Genomic DNA, 17321 nt, shown 5'->3' with positions numbered 1-17321 from the left:
ACCGACGGGGGCGCGAACTCAGGGAAAGTCTGTCTCGCGTAGGGCGCGGCGCAGGGAGGCGAGCAGCCCTTGGCGAATTTTCCCCCGCACGTCGGGACTGCCTGCGGCGAGCCGCTGGGAGACTTCCAGCTCGATTCCCAGGTACCGGCTCGGCGGGATCCGTTGGCGTAGCTCCGTGGTGAGGCCGTCGTCCGAGCCGCGATAAGGTTCGTTCGACCGAACCACGAGGTTGGGAAGCTCCCGACGAACCTCTTCAATCCACCGGCGCGAGAAGCGGTGCTCCCGCGAGCGCTCCGGATCGAAGAGGACCCCGACGTCCACCTCCCTCTTTTTCCCCTTCCAGACCGGAGTGAAGGTGTGGATCCCGATATGGACGATCGGCTCGTCCCCCGCCGGCTCCATGCACAGCATTCGCTCCACCTCGGCGCGGTGGCGGTGGTAATAAAGCCTTATGATTCGGGACCGCTCTTCCTCGGGAAGGCTTCGCGTGAATTCCGAAAAGAGCTCGGGGCTCGCCAGGGAGCGGTTCGGATCTACGAGCAGTCGAGTCGTCAGGACGAACCGGAGCGGTGCGTCCAGCCCGGTCGCCAGGACCCGCGCGATGGGTAAGGCACCCGGGTCCCACCCCCGGTGCGAGGCGAGGAGCGCCTTTGTGCCGCCGAAGAGCCGGGCGTACCGCGCGGGGACGCGATTTCCCCCGTGTTCGCAGGTGAGAAGGAGGCGGCACCCCGGGCTTCTCCCGGCGGGGGCCGACTTCTTGCGGCTTCCCGAAGTCGTCCGCGCCGCCGCCGGCGTCCCGCTCAGGCGTCGAGGAATACGCGATTCTCCCGAAGAGAGTCCGCGAGCGCTCGATACGTCTGGACGAGGCGCACCTGGCCGGGCTCCGGGCCCGCGCGGGCGAGGATGCGGCGCGCAAGGCTTCCTTTATCGAGGATGACTTCGAGTGGGTCGCGGCCCCCGGCGTCGCGCTCCCCTCCCCCCCCTTCCCATTCCCTGGGCACCGACCGCTCCAGCAGGTCGAGCCAGATGTCCGTCGCGCGCCGCGACCGCCCCGGGCGCGGAATGCCGAGCGCCTCGAGGACCGCGCTGTCCTCGATCAGGGCGTGATCCGCGTCGCGCACCGTCTCCTCGAGAATCGCCGCGAGCCGGTCAGTGGAAAGCGCGCCGATGCGCCAATCGCCGTCGAGGACTCTTTCGCAGAGGGCTTGCACTGCGCGCGTGACCGCGCGCACGACCGCCAGATCGGCCGCCGGGCACTCCTGGGGATCCAAGACGCGGATCTCGATCGTCCCCCGTTCGAACCGGGCGATCGCGCCCCGTCCGTTCACCCACTCGTAGCGAAGGGTCCCCGCGGAGTCCAGCGGCGCGAGGTCGCGGTAAATCGGTTCCAGGACCTCCCTCTCGTATTCGGCTCGCGATCCGGCGGGCTCGGGAACGACGACGCCCGCGACCGAAGGGATCCGCCCTGCATTCGAACGATATTCGACCATTCTGCGGTCGAGGGCGCCCGCGATCCGCCCCTCCAGGATCGGGCTGGAGGCAGAGAGTGCCGGGAGGAGGGGGAGGAGCGCCCTCACCGCGGCGTGAAGGGCGCCGAACTCCCGATCCCCGTCGAACGGGAGGTTCAGGTGGGTGGACTGCAGATTCGACCATCCGTGCCCGCGACAGAAGAAGATCCGGTCGAAGGCCTGGTAGACGTCGGTGTATTCGTGAGGCCAGAGGCGGGTCTCCGAATCGGGATCCATCCAGGGGTGGACGCCCCCGGGAAGGAGGAGACAACCCAGCTCAGCGAGCGCATCGTTCGCGCGCACGACCTGCTCGTAGAAGGATGCGGAGAGTCCCGCGAGGGTGGCGGCCGGTCCGTTCGTCTTCATCTCGAGGACGTGGAGAGCGAGCTCGTTGGACCAGGCGATCGGTCCGAACTCCGCTTCCGCGACCGGGGCGCCCGCGACGGCCTCCATAAGACGGTCCGCGACGGGTCGGACGGAGAGCGTCACCCGGTCCACGATCATGTACTCGATCTCGACGCCGAATCCTTCGAAGAGCCCGAGTGAAGGCGGGTCCGGCTCCGCGAGCGGGGCCTCGCTCACTTTCCGTTCTTCCTCCCGTCGGATCCGCGCTGGTCGAGCCGCCGCCGGAAGTAGTCCATGACCTCGAGGTAAAGCGCGTCGCCCGCCGCGCCGTCCTCGAACCCCGCATCCACGTTTGGATTGTCGTTGACCTCCATGAGCACGAACCGTCCCTCGATCTCCTTCAGGTCCACGCCGTAAAAGCCGTTTCCGACGAGATTCGCCGCGCGGACGGCGAGCTCCACCGCCTTCTTCGGCGCGTCCCCGATCGGGAGTGCCTCGACCCTCCCGTAACGCGCGTGCCGGGCCCCCTCGGAGCGCACGATCTGCCAATGCCCGGGGGCCATGTGGTAGCGGCAGGCGAAGAGGGGCCTCCCGTCCAACACGCCGATCCGCCAGTCGAAAGACGAGGGGGTCCAGGCCTGCGCGATGACGAGCTCGGACTCGCGAAATAGCGCCGGGAGGAGGGCGGCGAGGTCCTCCGCACTCTCCGCTTTCACGACCCCCTGGGAGAAACACCCGTCCGGTCGCTTGAGGACGCATGGGAGGCCGACCGTCGCCGCGACCTCGCGGAGATTCCCCTCGTGGACGACGAGTGTCTTGGGGGTCGGAAGCCCCCGGCGCCGAAAGAGCTCGGCCTGATAGACCTTGTTCGAGCAGCGGATGATGGACTGGGGGTCGTCCAGGACGACCAGCCCTTCCCTTTCGGCGCGCCGCGCCATCCGGAAGGTGTGGTGCTCGACCGCCGTCGTCTCGCGGATGAAGAGGGCGTCGTACTCCGCGATGCGCGCCGCTTCGTCCGGCTCGATGACCACGGCGCGGATTCCCCGGCTCCGCGCGGCGCGGATGAAGCGCCGGATGGCGCGTTCGTCCGAGGGAGCGTTCGGGTCGTCCTTCGACCAGAGGATCGCGAGGTCGTAGCGGAACTCCTCATCGGGACGGGGACCGGCCGGGCGGCGAAAGAACCTGCGCGCCTGTTCGAGGACGAATGGGCGGTGGGCTTCCGGGATCTCCGAGGTCGGGATCGGACGGACCCCGAGGAGGCGCCACTCGTCCCCTTCGCGCGCGAATCGCGCTCGAAGGAGTGGAGCCCTGAACTCGTTGAAGAGGGCCCTGGCCAGGCTGTCGTATCGGTGGGCGAGATTTCGCCCGAAATAGATCGAAAGTGTGAATTCGTCCGACTTGAGGGGCGCGAGACTCCGCTGGATCAGCGCCTCGAGCTCTTCGGACACGAGCCTGGCGATGCTCGCGTTTCCCAAGGCCTGGAGGGTCGCGACCGAAGGGATCGGCCGGTGGCCACGGGCCTCCGCAAGGAGGGAGACGTAGTACCCGACAGTCTGGTAGCCATACCGTCGGCAGAGATTAAAGACGGCGACTCCGCGGCGCTCGGAGTATTCGTCTTCCGTGAGATACGCCCGCGCCGTAACGACCTCGACTTCATCCAGGTCGAAGGGCCAACGGCCGGTGTTCTCGACCACGACCAGCGGTTTCATCGAACGGGCATGCGCGGGAGCATCGGGTCAGGCGGCGTCGCGGGGCTCAACGACGAGGAAGTTGGCATCGTAGGTCAGGATGCCGAGAAGGATGGCCCCGATGACGCGCTGCACCCCGACCGGATAGTAGTGCGGCTGAAAGCGAGGGTTTTCCCGGAGGGGATCGGCCACGAGAATTTCGTCACGGTCGGCGTCGTACCCGGAAAGGACGACGAAGTGTCCCGTGGGGAGCCCGCGGATGTCGTCGTAAGCGAGACGCTGATCCCCCAACTCGCGCGGACACCCATACAGGTACGTCGCCGAGAGTCCAGTGAGGAGAGGTCGCTCGACTTGGAGGAAGCCGCGGAGGAGCTCCTGGGTCAGCTCCTTGAACCGGATTTCGCCGCCGAGACCCAGGAACTCGAGGTAGGCGTCCGTTGCGAAGCGGAGCCGTTCATCTCCGGCCTTCGCGGCGCGCTGCTCACGGAGCTTCCCGGGGAGCTCCAAGGGGTCCAGATGGAACCAGCTCGGGTCGAAGACGAGCAGATTGTATGTGTAGATCGTCGCCCGATACCCGCGTCTCAGGGCGTGGCAGGCCAGGAGGACCGCGAGAGTCCCCTGCGTCGGAAGAGAGACGACCTCCTCGATCACCCGGTCCAGCGGGACTTCGTCCCCGAAATAGGAGTAGATCGCGTGCAGGCAGGTCGGCCCGCACGTCGCGTCGTCCGGCTGGGGAAGGATGGTGACTCGGGGCGGCATGGACATGGCCGCTCGGTACACCGGGAGGCGCCTTTCCGTTGCCGACGCGAGCTGCGGATGCTCGAAGGCGGGTGCGCCGGTCAGGCCACCGCGACGAAGTCGCTCCCTTCCACCCAGCCGGCGTCGCGCAGCGCGGCGCGGATCTCCTCCCTGGCGCCCGGGCGACCCACCGCAGCCAAGGCGAGAGCGTCGCGGAAGGCGTCGAGGCCCGCCGGCGGAATGACCGGAGCCCCATGCACCTCCTGGCCGATCTTCCTCGGATCCAGGTCCACGAAGGCCCGGACCGGGATCCCGAGGGCGATCGCCGAACGGGCGAACGCCTTCCCCGTGGGTCCCGCGCCCCAGACGAGGACCCCTTCCTTCTTCCGAAGAAGGGTGCGGGAGAGGAAGTGGAGCTTCACTCGCCGGAAGGCCTCGGGACCATAGCGGGAATCTACCCGCGATAGGCGCTCGCTTCCCTCGCGCCAGCGGTGGAGGACCTGCGGAACGACGCCAAGGCCAAGCCCCGCCTCCCAGATTCGGAGGACGAGATCGTAGTCCTCCGGCCACGCCATCTCACGGTAGCCGCCGACCCGGTCGACGACTGAAGCGCGCATCGCAAAGGTTGGATGGGACAGCGGACACTCGACCCAGAGGTCGCGCGCCAGGTCCTCGTGGCTTCGGTGACCGTTCAGCCAGGCTTCGTATCTCCGTGCCCCGTCCCGCACCCGGCTGCGCGGGAAATATCGAACATGGGTCCCGCAGAGAGCGACTCCCGGGTGCCGTGCCAGGAGTGAGAGTTGAGCTTCGAGGCGCGACGGCTCCGCGAAGTCGTCGGCATCCATCCGGGCGAGGATGGGCGCCCGGGAGGCGGCGCGCGCCATTTCTAGAGCGGGGACAAGGCCCCGCTTTCCCGTCGTCGCGACCCTGATTCGCGGATCCGCACCGGCGTGTCGTCGAAGGATTTCGCCCGACTCGTCCGTAGATCCATCGTCCACGGCGACGAGCTCCCAGTGACGAACGGACTGCGACCGAATGGACGAGATGGCCTCGTCGAGGGTGGCCGCGGCGTCGCGGACGGGGAGGAGAACGGACAACGCCGGAGTCGCAGTGATCATTCCCGAGAAGAGTCCACGCAGAGGGAGGTCGAATCTGTTCGGCGGCCGGCGCCCAGGGGTGACTTTCCGCTGGCGGTTCCATCGGGGTCGTCATACAATCCCCACCCTCCCGAGGCAAGGCGCCGGGCCTGTCCCCCGGCCCCCTTACACCGAGCTCGAGCGCCGGCGCAGGACCACCTCATGAGCCGCTTCCTTCGAATTCCCACGCACCCCCGGTTCGCCGCAACCTGTGCCTTTTTCGCGGTGAGCCTCCTCTCGAGTTGCGCCGGGGAGCCCGAGCGCGGACATCCCTGGCTCGACCTCGCGGGAGCCCCTCCCCACGAGATCGTGGAGGTCTCGGGCACGACGGGGGGACAGCTCGTGATCGTGGTCCCCGCTGGGTCGGCTTACGAGGAAGTCATGGAACTGGGCCGCCGCATCGCGGAGCAGGCTCCGCCCGCCGCCACGGTGAACGCTCGTATCTTCGACGACCTGGACACGGCGCGGAACTGGCGTACCGCACCCGGGGACTGGACGGTCCAGCATCTTCTCGTCGTCGTCACCCGCGTTCCAGGGGGAGGGTCGGCGGATGTGCGCTGGATGCGACCTGGAGAGGCCCCGGCGGCGGACGCTCCCGCGCCGCCTCCGGCCGCCGGACTCTGACCGCCAGGACGCACCCGGAGGAATCGCATTGGAAGGCATGCCTCCCGCGAAGGAAGGCTTTTCGAGAGAGGAGTTCGACCGGATCATCCGTCGCGCCTCCGAGCTCCAGTTCGAGGACTCGGGTTCGAGCGGTCCCGGCGACGTCGTGGGGGAGGAAGAGCTCCTCCGGATCGGGAAGGAAGTCGGGATCGAGCCGCGCCACCTGAGGCGGGCCCTCGGAGAGGTGCGTGCCGAGGCGCTTCGGCCGGTCCCCTCGAAGGACGAGGGCGTTCTGGCCCGCGTCGTGGGCCCGGGGTTCGTGCAGGTGAGCCGAGTCGTCCCCGGGCCGTTCGGGGCCCTGGAGAAGCGCCTGGAGGACCACTTCGCCGAGGGGGAGTCGCTCCGGCGCCTCCGCAAACGGGGCGATCGGTCTCTCTGGGAGCCGGCCGGCGGGGTTCGCGCCGTGGTCCGGCGCGCGTTGCGCGTCGGGGGCTCTTCCTACGACCTGGTTCGAGCCAAGAGCCTGGAGCTCTCCCTCGTGCCCCTTCCGGAGGGGCAAGTCCTCGTGACGATGACGGCGGACGTGCGATCGGTACGGAGCGGAGCCGGGGTCGGCGGCATGATCGGGATGGGCATCCCGGCCGCGGCGGTTGGAACCGGGCTCGGATTCGGCTTTGGATTCCCCCTCATCGGGATTCCGGCCGCTCTCGTCGGTCTCGCCGCGGGCGCCGCGATCGGACGAGCGCACCTGGCGGGGGAGTCGGCTCGAATCCGCATTGCGATGGAGGGAATCCTCGACCGGCTCGAAGCGGGAGAGCCGCTCGCGACTCTCCGGCCGGGGGACTGGCGGGCGCGCTTCGCCCGGTGAGATCCGTGGCCACTGCCCATGCGCTTTCCCGCCGGGCCCCGCATCCCCTTACCGCGTGAGGCGCTTGTACCGGATCCGGTGCGGTTGCGAGGCATCGGCGCCCAGCCGCCGCCTCCGATCCTCCTCGTACTCCTGATAATTCCCCTCGAACCAGGCCACCTTGGAGTCGCCTTCGAAGGCGAGAATGTGGGTCGCCACCCGGTCGAGGAACCAACGGTCGTGCGAGATGACGACGACGCACCCGGGAAATGCGACCAGGGCGTCCTCGAGCGCCCTCAGCGTGTCCACGTCGAGGTCGTTCGTCGGCTCGTCCAGGAGGAGGACGTTCCCTCCCGCCTTGAGGAGCTTCGCCAGGTGAAGCCGGTTGCGCTCTCCGCCTGAGAGGACGCCCACCTTCTTCTGCTGATCGGCGCCGCGGAAGTTGAACCAGGAGAGGTAGGCACGGGAGTTTACCTCTCTCCATCCGAAGTCCAGCGTGTCCAGGCCTCCGGACACCTCTTCCCAGACGGTTTTCCCCGGATCGATTCCCTCGCGGGACTGATCCACGTACGAGAGTGTGACGGTGGAGCCGACGGTGACCGTCCCCTCGTCCGGTTTCTCCTCGCCCACGATCAAGCGGAATGTCGTGGTTTTTCCGGCGCCATTCGGCCCGATGACTCCGACAATTCCGCCCCTCGGAAGCCGAAAGCTCACCTCCTCCATGAGCAGGAGGTCGCCGTATCCTTTGCTCACGCCGTCGAAGATCACGACGTCCTCGCCGAGACGGGGCGGCTTCGGAATGAGGATCTCGGTGGCCCGGAGTTGCTCCTTCCCTTCCTGGGCCATCAACTCTTCGTACGCGCTGATGCGGGCCTTCCCCTTCGCGTGGCGGGCGCGCGGAGCCATCCGGATCCACTCGAGCTCCCGCTCGAGGGTGCGGCTTCGCGCCGACGCCTCTTTCTCTTCCTTCACGAGCCGCGCCTGCTTCTGCTCGAGCCAGGAGGAATAATTGCCCTGGTACGGGAATCCTTCGCCCCGGTCCAGCTCGAGGATCCACTGCGCGACGTTGTCGAGGAAGTAACGGTCGTGGGTGATCGCGACGATCGTCCCCTTGAACTCGCTGAGGTGCCGCTCGAGCCATGCCACGGACTCGGCGTCGAGGTGGTTCGTGGGCTCGTCGAGAAGGAGGAGATCCGGCTCCTCCAAAAGGACACGGCAGAGCGCCACCCGCCGCCGCTCACCGCCGGAAAGGGGACCCACGGGGGCGTCGCCGGGAGGAAGCCGGAGAGCGTCCATCGCGATCTCGATCTTCCGGTCGAGCTCCCAGACTCCCGCCGCTTCGATCCTGTCCTGGAGCTTCCCCTGCTCATCGAGCAGAGCCGTCATCTCATCGTCGGAGGTGATCTCGCCGAAACGGAGGCTCACTTCCTCGAAGCGCCGGAGGAGATCGCGCGCCTCTTTCACCCCCAGCTCCACGTTTCCACGCACGTCGAGCGCCGGATCCAGAACGGGCTCCTGTGGAAGGTATCCGATGCGGGTGCCCTTGGCGGGCCAGGCCTCCCCCTGGAAGTCCGTATCGGCGCCGGCCATGACGCGGAGGAGCGAGCTCTTACCGGACCCGTTCGGCCCGACCACGCCGATCTTCGCGCCGGGAAAAAAGGAGAGCCAGATGCCTTTGAGGATTTCGCGCTTCGGAGGGACGACCTTCCTCAGGTCCTTCATGACGAAGATGTACTGGGGACCGCTCAACGGGACTTCCTCGCTGATTTGGGGGAGGGGGCGAGCAGGACCGCCACGAGCATAGCGGTTCCCAGAATGCCCATCCCTCCGGAGAAGATTTGAGACAGGGTGAAATCTCCCCAGACCCGCTCCTCTTCGCGGACGTACATCAGACAGAATCGGATCCAGCCGTACAGCGCGATGAAGCTCCAGGTGAGGACACCGGGGCGCGGCCGAAGTCGTTCGCGGATCGTGAAGAGAAAGCCGGCGAGCGCGAAGTTCTTTGCCGATTCGTAGAGCTGCGTCGGATGCCGGCACCCCTCGGGCGGACGAGCCATGTACTGGTTCTGCGAATAATCCACGCAAAACGGACCGTCGTAGGGAGTCCCGTACATCTCGGCGTTGATGAAGTTGGCGATCCGGCCGAGCGCGAGAGCCACGGCGACCGGTGCGGCCAGCCGGTCGGTGAGATCGTAGGCGGAGATGCCACGCTTGTGGGAGAACCAGAACACGGTGAGGAGAATCCCCGCCAGCCCCCCGTGGAAGGCCAGTCCCCCGCGCCACACGGCGATCCATGCCATCGGATCGAGGCCGTACCGGTCGTACTCGAAGACAAAGACGTGAAAAAAACGCGCGCCGAGGAGCGCGGCGAGGATCGCCGCTAGGACGAACGACTCCGAGATTTCGGGGGTGAGCCCCGCGATCTTTTTCTCCCGTGCGGCCTTCAGGAGGGAGAGATAGGCAAAGAGCATCCCGAGCATGTACGGGATGGAGTACCACCGGATCCCGAATCCGTCGCCCAAGCGAAGGAGGAACGGGTCGATGTTGTGGACGATGGGATCCAAGCGACCGCGTCTCTCGAGGGGGGAACGGCCCGCTTTGCGGGCGGAGTAATCCTCATCCCTTTACGCGGGGGATGTCAACCGCGACGATCGCGCCCTTCCGCGGCGAGGGCCACGCGACGGAGACGGTCCAAGATCACTTCCCAGGGAAGGAGCTTGCTCACGGTCGGACGGTCCATGGGGCCCGGATCGGCGCCGCCAGTGAAATAAATCACCCGTTGGAAGAGCCGGGAAGCACGTTCCCGCATGATGCGGGCCAGGTCGGGCCCCGAATACGGTCCCAGGGTGAGGTCGAGGAGGATCACGTTCGGGGCGAAGGCGGCAAGGGCGTCCATGCCCGCCTCCAACGAGTCCCAGCGCGTCGGATCCATCCCCTCCGTCTCCGCCCCGGAGCGTTCGAGGAGTCGGGTGAAGGTGGTCCGCACCGCTTCATCGTCGTCTACGACCGCGATCCGGAATCCCCTCAGGGGCGCGGGACCCTGGGTCGGACGGTCCGGCGCCGCCGACGCCGGGCCGCGCGCGCGCGCGCCGATGGTGGAAAGAGGGAGCGACACGCGGAAGGACGCCCCGCCCAGACGCGACTTCGCGGCGTTCAGCTCGAGCGAGCCGCCGAGGCGCTCGATCCCCCACCGGGCGAAGGAGAGGCCCAGTCCGGTTCCGAGCTCCGTTCCGGTAAGAAAAGGCTCGAAGATGAGGCTCCGAAGGTCTTCGGGAACGCCGTCTCCATCGTCCTCCACTTCGATCTCGACCCAGTCTCCCCCGCCCACCGGCATCGCCGCGATCCGGATCTCCCCATGGGCGTGGCGCGCGGCGTTGCGGAGAAGATTGCCGAGAGCGCGCACGAAAAAGGTGCGGGGTCCCGAGATCTCGGCGTTCGCGGGAAGGGAGGACCGTAAAGAAACGGAGACCTGGGGTGCTCCAATGAGCCATCGGTTTACGACGCCGTCCAATGTCGAACGAACCGGGAAGGTGACCTCCGCCGGGGTGCGAACGCCCCGGACCTCTCCGAGAACGTCCAATACCATCGCCCGGAGCTCATCGGCGTCCGCGCCGATCCGGGCGAGCTCGTCCGTGGCCAGTCGACCCAGACTGGCCTCGGCGCGCGCCAGGGACACTCTTCCGGAGAGGACGGCGAGCGAGCCGGCCAGATCGTGGAGAAGCTCACCGGTCACCCGGCCGAGCCGGTGGAGCCGCTCGTCACGGTTCATCCCCGCCGATCCCGGTGCGCCCTGCGCCTCGATTGGCCTCATCCTTGCCTATCTCTTCTCGGCCCCGTCATCCCGAAGGCCCTGGAGCTCCCGAAAGAAGGCCGCTGAGGCAGTCTCAAAGGCTCCGAGCTCCCGAAGCCGGGTCGGGGTGTGGGGAAGGACGGAGTGGATCGCGCGCCGGAGCGCCTGATCGCCGGAATAGCCGCACGCGAGTCCCACGCTGAACACCGTATGGCCTGGATCGTCGAGGAGCGCCGAGGCAAAAAGAACCCTTAGCCAGAGCAGAAGTCGTCTCGGGCTGGGGAGCTGGGAACGCTCGCACCAGCGGAGCAGTGTGGATGGCGAAAACCCCAGGGAGCGCGCCAGGTGCTTAGGATGGCCCCCGGTCATGACCGTCTCGACGGCGGCATCCATGAGGGCCCGGGCCCGACCCGTGAAGGGGATCCCGGACTCGTGGGAGAGGAGCTTTCGGAGCGGTTGCGCACGCGCCTGGAGCAATCGGCGGGTCAGGGCGAGCTGACTCCGGTCTTCTTCCGTCTGAAGGATCTCTGCGATCCCCCATTCCCCCAGGAGCCAGATGTCCCGGTACCTCGCGGGCGAGGAGTCCATCGCCGCGATCACGGTCGAGGAGGGAAAGGAGGTCAGAAGGTCGTGCAATTGGGGGGCCGGCCCATGACCATTCGTCTGACCGAAGAAGGGGTCGACCAGGATGAGGGCGGCCGGGGGAGCCTCGGCGACACCTGCACGAAGGGAGTCCCAGCTCTCCACGGGGGAGAGCCTGAATCGGGAGTGCGCCGCGCGCGCGAGGCGCTCGAGGAGCACTCGGTCATGGTGGAGGAGGAAGAGGGGGCGGGGGGCCGTGTTCATAAATCGGTGGAATCAGTCATGATTCTAACGGAATCGGGGTGGGTCCGGACCGGCTTCCGGATCAACATTCCATATGTGTGTCGTCGTTCGTCAGCCATCAACCTACCCCAGTTTCGGTGGCTTCTTCCATTCGGAGGTGAGCATGATCGAGGGATTCCAGGAAAAGTCGACCCGCCCGCTGGACGCTGAGATTCCGGCACTGTCGTACGAGCCGCCCAGACTCGTGAGCTTCGGCGACGCGGTCGAGCGGACAATGGGTGATGACGGATCCTTCGCCGAGAAGAAGGCGATTGCCGGATACTTGGGATCCGGTGGTTGACGCCATTTCGCTGACTGGGAGGAAAGAGGAGGCCAGCCCAGCAATAGGCTGGCCTCCTCTCACACTTAAAGGCCTCAGGCTCCTGCAGCGACCGATTGCCGGGCGGGCGCGAGCTGGAGCGTTCTGATCAGCTTCCGGGCGAGCTCATCGCTCGTGCCGAGGTGGAAAGCCGGCATTTCGGGGGCGGGGCGTTCGGCGGCCGCCCTCCGCTCTCCCTCGATCTCGTTCATGACGGACTCCGCGAGGAAGCGCATCTGGCCCTCCCGCCGCGACCGAGCAACGGTTTCGGCGAGGTGCGCGGCCTCCAGGGCCTCGTCTCGGTGGCTCAACGCGAGCGCCGCCCGGGCCATATCCACCCACGCCTCGGCCATTCCGGGTCCCGGCTCGTAGCGCAGCAACTCCTGCCTCGCCCAGCGGTAGGCGGCCAGGTCGCGGTTCCCGGCAGCCGCGCGCGCGAGTGACCCCAGGACCGTCGGTCGCTCTCCCGCATTGACCTGACCGAGCGTCTCCATGAACACGCACAGGGCGTGGGCACAAACACCCTGCTCCAACCAAAAGTATGCGATATCGTGGGCGAGCCGAGGCAATTGTGCATGGCCGGGGCCGTGAGCCTCCAGAGCCAACTGCGCCCAGGAGTGGGCCCGATTCCAATTCGTGCCCCGGGCCTCGAGAACGAAGAGGTCGTGCAGTGCCTTCGCTTCGCCCTCACGAAGCCCTTGGCGCCTCGAGCGACGCAACGCCTTCAGGTAACTCCGGCGGGCGGCCGGAAGGGCGCCGCGCCGGAACATCATGATTCCGTTATTCAGGTAAGCCTTCACATATGCTTCCCAGTCGCTCCCCTGACGGGCGAGCCCGACCGCGCGGAAGTACCAGGCCTCGGCGCGGGAATACTGTGCGAGATCTCGGGACCCGTTTCCCACCGCCAGAGCGAACCAGGGATTGGCCGGGCAGGAAAGCGCCGCTGCCTGTTGAAACTCGAGTTGGGTCCTACGGGCCCCCATCCCCTCGGCCCACGCAGCGATTCGCGAACACACCACCCCGACAAACTCGGGGTCGGCGCGCTCGGGCTGCGCCAGTACGCAGAGAAGATCCTCGAGCGCGGCCCTCGGCGCGCGCTCGTCGTCCGGCGCGACCGCAAGAATTTCCAACTGGCGTCGGTCCGCGGCCCTTTCGTCGAACAGATTCCGCCGCGAAGCGGGATCCGCTTCGGCCCACAGGACGACTGTGCGGAGCGATTTCCACAGGACCGCGCCCAACTCGCTCCGGAACTCGCTCAGGATCGTCAGTCCCTCGGGGCCCGGAGCCCCCCCGTCCTGAAGGAGCGGTGGGGGTATTCTCCAACGTCGCTTCGTGGCCGTGCCAGCCACGGTCGTCTCGGACATCTTCATTCCAGGGTCCCCCGGAGTCTCGTCAGGTTCGTGGGTCAAACTCACCCGAAAGGATTCAAGCTAAATCTTCTGGTAGGCAAAGGTCCAGGGTCTTGTTACGATCCGCTCTCCGGAACCAGGGTTAGATGGGTCTGCCCGTGAAGGACTGGCGCCCGATCATTGCGGACTTCGCCGGACAGGACGCTAAGGTAGGGGGCGGCGTTTGGCCGGCCGTCGAGTCCGAGAACCTTCGGCCTTCGCCCGGCGCGTCGTTTCTCGCTTTCTTGACACGACTTCGGGCACGAAATACCGTTGCCTCCTCCATCCAACGTGTCCTCCGAGCAAGGCATCGGCATCCCATTCCTCCGCAGGGCCCACGCTGCACGGACATGATCGGCTCCCTGAGGCCGGCCCCGGGCGTGTACTGTGTGTTGGAGGAGGGGCGCGCGGTCCTGCTGCACTCGACTCGGGGGGAGTACTTCGGACTAAACGCGGTGGGGGCGCGGGTTTGGGCGGCGATCCAGGCCGCCGATCGTCCTTCGGAAGCGGACTCGTCGGAGCTCCTTGAGGAACTCACGGCGGACTACCAGATCGGCCGTGAGCAGCTGGAAGAGGACATCCTGAAGTTCCTCAGGCACCTCGTGGACAACCAGCTCGTTCGGTCCCGTGCCTAACCTTCGACGGAGCCTCCGAATCCTCACGTCGGGTCTCACGATCCTCTTCTTTCGCCTGAGCCTCAAGACGTTGGGGTTCGGTAGGACGCTCGGCGTCTATCGAAAACTGGCCAAAGTCCGTTCCAGCTCTGGCGATGCCGCTTCGGCTCACGATGAGAGAGTGCGGGCCATCGAGGAGTCGATTTCGAGTGCCGCGGCCCTGTTTCCCGGGAGAGCCGGCTGCCTGGAACGGTCGTTGTCCATGGGTCTGATGTTGCGATGGATGCGGGTGCCCGCCGAGATCAAGATTGGCGTGCAACCGTTTCCCTTTTACGCTCATGCATGGGTCGAAGTCGCCGGTGAGCGGTTGAACACGGGAGATGTGTGGGCGACCGGGCTTCCAACCTTCAACCTGGATTTGTGACCGACAGCTTCGTAGCAGTGGCCGGTCTCGGGACGGCGCACGAGGAGAGGTTTCGAGCGCTCACGGGCCGGCTGGGGCAGATCTGCGGGTACGAGCCGACCGTCCTTCGCCGATCCACCTTTCTTCTAGCCACCGCCGGTGGGCCGACCGGTCGCCGGGTGGCCACGGCGGAATTCCGACATCTCTCTTGTGTGGGACAAGCGTCCCTCGACAACCGGGAGGAGCTCGCGAAGCGCACCGACGCTCCGGACTCCTCCGGGGGGGGTGTGGACCTCGAGCTGGCCCTTCGGCTTTTCGCGTCCGAGGGCCCGGAGTCGTTCGCGGAACTCTCCGGATCCTTCGCGTTCGTACTGTGGGACGCCGAGTCAGGGACGCTCTGGGCGGCACGGGACTGGCTTGGGCTCAATCGAATCTTCGTATCCGAGGGCGAGTGGGGGATCGCCGTTTCGTCCCACCTAGAGACGCTTCGCACGGACGATAGGATCGATCGGGACTACGTGGCCGACTATCTGCTGTCCAGCTTTCCGCCCGAGCCAACCCGAACGATCTGGAAGGGCATCTCTCCGATAAAGCCCGGATTCATTCTTCAATACCGCGACGGTGCCTCCTCGGAGAGGGTATTTCGTAGCCTGTGGTCCGTCCGTCCCCGGAAGACCGTGGGGCAAGCGGAAGCGATCGAGACGTTCCGGGCGCTGTTCGACCGAGCGGTGCTGGCACACCTCGGCAGGGGGGAGGGAGTCTGGGCGGAAGTTTCGGGCGGGCTCGATTCTTCATCCATCGTGGTCACCGCGCAGCACCTCTTCGAGTGCGGCAAGACCCCGATCCGACTGGGCGGCGGGTATACCCTCGTGGACGAGTTGGATCGAGAGGATCAGCGCCCGTACTTCGAGGGTGTCGTGCAGAGGTGCGGCTTGAAGCACCGGGAGTTCCTCAACTTCCGTCCGTGGCAAGCCGACGGACATCCTCCGCCGAAGTCGGACGAACCATGGTATCACTACGCCTTTTGGGCAAGCGATCGGGCGGCCCGGGAGCTGGTGCGGGCGGGTGGTGGCGAGGTGATTCTCGGCGGGTACGGCGCGGACCAGTACCTGGGAGTTTCTCGAAAGCGAATCGCCGATCAGATCGTCTCAGGGAGACTCCCGACCGCGCTCCGGACCGCTTACGGCATCGCTCGCCAAACGGACACGTCGTTCTGGCGGCATCTGTGGTCCAGCGGGTTGGCTCCCATCCTCGGGGCCCATCGCTCGCCGAAGTCAATTCCGGATTGGATTGCGCCAGGCCTTCGCGAGCGTGCGCGAAACGTCATGTCCGCACGCATGCGAGGATGGGGGAGCTGGAGGAAAGTGGGCCACCGGGGCGATCACATCAGGCGATCACTCGTTTCGATGCGGTCCGCCTTGGAGGTGCAGCCGTACACGGACTATCTGGAACGCCGACATCCGTTCCTATACCAGCCACTCGTGGAGTTCGTGCTTTCCTTGCCCTCCGAGGACGATTTCGGCGGTGGTGAGCCGAAGGGGCTTCTGCGGCATGCCATGCACGACCGACTCCCGCCGGTGGTCCGTCACCGCATGACCAACGATTCCGCGGATCGAGGGATCATCTGGGCGCTGAGCGCCCGGAAGGCCGCGCTTGACAGGATGCTGAAGGAGCCCGTGCTCGCGGACTACGGGATCGTCGACGGAGAGAAGTTTCGAGATCTGGTGGATGCCGCGAGACTGGGAGTGCCGACCCCGATGTGGCCCCTGCTCCCGCTCCTGAGCCTCGAAACATGGCTCGCCGTAAGATCCGGAAAATGGGACCCCGGCTCGCGAACGTGACGGCGCAGAATTGGGCCTCACCCCACATGGCTCCCCCGATCGTCGTCGTTCGGATTCCGGTGTCCATGCAGGTAATCCGCGAGGCTCCCCTCGGGCACGGTCCACAACCCTTCGGTGTGGTGCAGGTTGAATCCCAGCCTTCGGCATCTGGCCTGCAGCCCATGGGCCGATTCATGCAGCCGGAGTCGAATGGACTCGACCGCGGGGAAGGTTCTCGGAACCTCGAGAAGGAGCGCGGCGTTCAGCGCTCCTGCGAGGGACCGGCCGCGACACCGCTCGAGGACGGCCAAGTTCCACGTATAGACGGCGAGCGGGTCATCGGTCCACCAAACCGTCTCGGCGCAACCGACGACGAGGCCCGACTCCTGTTCCCGGGCCAAGACCAGGAGGCGGCTACCTCCCCGCTCGGCGAGCAAAGCGTCTGATCGTCGAACTGCGGCGGTCGCGGCGGATAGGTCGTGGGGAGTGTGACCGTATGTGGTCGATATGAATCCCTTCAGATGAACCAGCTGCGCGAGATCGTCCTCCGGATGGCCCTTCCGGTGAATCTCGAGGCGAACGCCGAGCGTTTCGTCGAGGCGACTCCTCTCCCGGACCACCTCGTCCCGTACCGCGGAGATGAGGCCTTCATAGACGTGGGCTCGTCCCTGGGAGACCGCTCCCATTCGTTTCAGGAGCATGTCTCCTTCCGGGACGAGCGAGCTCGACTCGGCCTCCATCTCGGCAATGCCGTGCGCGGCCGAGAATGAATGTCCTTCACGGAGGAGTGCTCGTGCGATGCCGCGCCCACGGGCCTCGGGCAGCACGCATAGGACACAGGCGGCGGATGCCGACTTGCCCCTCGGGACCAGCAGGTGGTACGCGACCGGACCCCACTCGGCATGATGCGCAATCCAGACGGCGCCCGCGCCGTGGCACCAGAGCCTTTCAAATCGAATGGCGGAGGCCTCGACGCCCGGCAGCGACCGCTCCGGCCAGTGCTCCGCAAGGTACCTTCGCCGAAGGAGGCCGAGGGCCGTCGCGACGTCAGCGGGCAGGCGGGTCAGCTCGTGTTTCGTGATCTCCAGAGATGGCATCGTCGGGGAAGCTTACGACGTTCGCGGACCTTCGTCGAGAACGAAACCGGCAGGATAAGTCGCGGGCGCCCCGCGAAACGAAAGGCCTGGCGGGACGGTTTTCTTCCTGCGTTTCGTCCCCATGGGCGCGCTACCGGCGGAAACTTGACACGCGCATGGTG

Annotated in this window: 17 protein-coding genes; 6 read left to right on the top strand and 11 right to left on the bottom strand. The window is 66.6% G+C overall.

The features are described 5' to 3' along the window. Window positions 1-18: 18 nt before the first annotated feature. From WEG36_08745 to WEG36_08725, 5 genes are all read right to left on the bottom strand, one after another. Window positions 19-804: an N-formylglutamate amidohydrolase gene (locus tag WEG36_08745; GenBank protein ID MEX1257692.1), complete on the bottom strand. Its 786-nt coding sequence runs from the start codon at window positions 802-804 to the stop codon at window positions 19-21. Further along, window positions 801-2090: a glutamate-cysteine ligase family protein gene (locus WEG36_08740; protein MEX1257691.1), complete on the bottom strand. Its 1290-nt coding sequence runs from the start codon at window positions 2088-2090 to the stop codon at window positions 801-803. Before WEG36_08740 ends, WEG36_08745 begins: the two co-directional genes overlap by 4 nt. Beyond that, window positions 2087-3562 (bottom strand): RimK family protein, encoded by a 1476-nt coding sequence (locus WEG36_08735; GenBank protein ID MEX1257690.1) that lies wholly within the window; start codon window positions 3560-3562, stop codon window positions 2087-2089. Before WEG36_08735 ends, WEG36_08740 begins: the two co-directional genes overlap by 4 nt. A gap of 27 nt (window positions 3563-3589) precedes the next feature. Further along, window positions 3590-4306: a hypothetical protein gene (locus tag WEG36_08730; GenBank protein ID MEX1257689.1), complete on the bottom strand. Its 717-nt coding sequence runs from the start codon at window positions 4304-4306 to the stop codon at window positions 3590-3592. A gap of 74 nt (window positions 4307-4380) precedes the next feature. Further along, on the bottom strand, window positions 4381-5397 hold the full coding sequence (locus tag WEG36_08725; GenBank protein ID MEX1257688.1) for a glycosyltransferase: 1017 nt from the start codon (window positions 5395-5397) through the stop codon (window positions 4381-4383). Window positions 5398-5577: 180 nt separating this feature from the next. Between WEG36_08725 and WEG36_08720 the strand changes: the two genes are divergently transcribed. Both WEG36_08720 and WEG36_08715 read left to right on the top strand, forming a co-directional pair. Then, window positions 5578-6039, top strand: coding sequence for a hypothetical protein (locus tag WEG36_08720; GenBank protein MEX1257687.1), 462 nt, complete (start codon window positions 5578-5580; stop codon window positions 6037-6039). Between the two features lie 37 nt (window positions 6040-6076). Beyond that, window positions 6077-6886 carry a hypothetical protein gene (locus tag WEG36_08715; GenBank protein ID MEX1257686.1) on the top strand — a complete coding sequence of 270 codons (810 nt, stop codon included), beginning with the start codon at window positions 6077-6079 and terminating at the stop codon, window positions 6884-6886. 48 nt (window positions 6887-6934) lie between these two features. Here the strand turns inward: WEG36_08715 and ettA are convergent, their stop codons facing one another. The 4 genes from ettA to WEG36_08695 form a co-directional block, all read right to left on the bottom strand. Next, window positions 6935-8614, bottom strand: a complete 1680-nt coding sequence (gene ettA / locus WEG36_08710; GenBank protein MEX1257685.1) for an energy-dependent translational throttle protein EttA — start codon at window positions 8612-8614, stop codon at window positions 6935-6937. Further along, window positions 8611-9429 carry a prolipoprotein diacylglyceryl transferase gene (gene lgt / locus WEG36_08705; GenBank protein MEX1257684.1) on the bottom strand — a complete coding sequence of 273 codons (819 nt, stop codon included), beginning with the start codon at window positions 9427-9429 and terminating at the stop codon, window positions 8611-8613. The genes ettA and lgt overlap by 4 nt, the downstream gene beginning before the upstream one ends. Before the next feature lie 74 nt (window positions 9430-9503). Then, window positions 9504-10676 carry a hybrid sensor histidine kinase/response regulator gene (locus WEG36_08700; protein MEX1257683.1) on the bottom strand — a complete coding sequence of 391 codons (1173 nt, stop codon included), beginning with the start codon at window positions 10674-10676 and terminating at the stop codon, window positions 9504-9506. Between the two features lie 6 nt (window positions 10677-10682). Beyond that, on the bottom strand, window positions 10683-11501 hold the full coding sequence (locus WEG36_08695; GenBank protein ID MEX1257682.1) for a helix-turn-helix domain-containing protein: 819 nt from the start codon (window positions 11499-11501) through the stop codon (window positions 10683-10685). A gap of 142 nt (window positions 11502-11643) precedes the next feature. Here WEG36_08695 and WEG36_08690 point away from each other — a divergent pair, with 142 nt between their 5' ends. Next, window positions 11644-11820, top strand: a complete 177-nt coding sequence (locus WEG36_08690; protein ID MEX1257681.1) for a hypothetical protein — start codon at window positions 11644-11646, stop codon at window positions 11818-11820. Window positions 11821-11894: 74 nt separating this feature from the next. Here the strand turns inward: WEG36_08690 and WEG36_08685 are convergent, their stop codons facing one another. Further along, on the bottom strand, window positions 11895-13202 hold the full coding sequence (locus WEG36_08685) for a hypothetical protein (GenBank protein MEX1257680.1): 1308 nt from the start codon (window positions 13200-13202) through the stop codon (window positions 11895-11897). Window positions 13203-13576: 374 nt separating this feature from the next. Here WEG36_08685 and WEG36_08680 point away from each other — a divergent pair, with 374 nt between their 5' ends. From WEG36_08680 to WEG36_08670, 3 genes are read left to right on the top strand one after another with little or no spacing between them, the layout of a single operon-like run. Continuing rightward, window positions 13577-13861 (top strand): PqqD family protein, encoded by a 285-nt coding sequence (locus tag WEG36_08680; protein ID MEX1257679.1) that lies wholly within the window; start codon window positions 13577-13579, stop codon window positions 13859-13861. After that, a complete protein-coding gene (locus WEG36_08675; protein ID MEX1257678.1) occupies window positions 13854-14264 on the top strand; it encodes a lasso peptide biosynthesis B2 protein in 411 nt (136 codons plus the stop codon). Before WEG36_08680 ends, WEG36_08675 begins: the two co-directional genes overlap by 8 nt. Continuing rightward, window positions 14261-16084, top strand: a complete 1824-nt coding sequence (locus WEG36_08670) for an asparagine synthase-related protein (GenBank protein MEX1257677.1) — start codon at window positions 14261-14263, stop codon at window positions 16082-16084. Before WEG36_08675 ends, WEG36_08670 begins: the two co-directional genes overlap by 4 nt. 17 nt (window positions 16085-16101) lie before the next feature. Here WEG36_08670 and WEG36_08665 read toward each other — a convergent pair whose 3' ends face one another. Then, entirely contained in the window at window positions 16102-17160 is a 1059-nt protein-coding gene (locus WEG36_08665) for a GNAT family N-acetyltransferase (GenBank protein MEX1257676.1), read from the bottom strand. Between the last annotated feature and the right edge of the window lie 161 nt (window positions 17161-17321).

This window comes from Gemmatimonadota bacterium, assembly GCA_040882465.1.
GTDB lineage: Bacteria > Gemmatimonadota > Gemmatimonadetes > Longimicrobiales > Gaopeijiaceae > JBBEBG01.
Note: the sequence above shows the minus strand (reverse complement) of the source record. Positions and strands in the feature narration are given on the sequence as shown.